Source organism: Photobacterium sp. R1, assembly GCF_054600795.1.
Map to the genome: position 1 here is coordinate 1 of NZ_BAAHZP010000343.1, position 310 is coordinate 310.

At 54.2% G+C, this 310-nt stretch carries 1 protein-coding gene; it reads right to left on the reverse strand.

Translation table 11 applies throughout. The features are described from left to right. Positions 1–310 (reverse strand): hypothetical protein (locus tag ACYP03_RS25340; RefSeq protein WP_459782579.1); only part of this gene is annotated, 310 nt, incomplete at both ends.

Sequence of the window (310 nt, forward strand, 5' to 3'; positions counted from 1 at the left end):
GTCGGTTTTGGTCCGCAAGAACTCGTCCCCGGCATGAACAAACCCGATGCCCTGGCTGGTCAGCACCATGCCCATACCAAAATTCACCACACGTTTGGCATAATCGAGACTGGCCGGCGGCGTCAGGCTGAGAATCTGGTGCGAGCTGTTCTGGACAACATTGCCCGACAGGCTTAAATACACCTTATCCCACAGCCCGAAATTATCATGGGCAGAAATATAGTTGATGCTTTGCTCCGGATCGGCGGCAAAGTTTCTGAACCAGGTGCTGTTGCGGCTGTCATTGGGATCGTAGGCTGAACCGCGCATG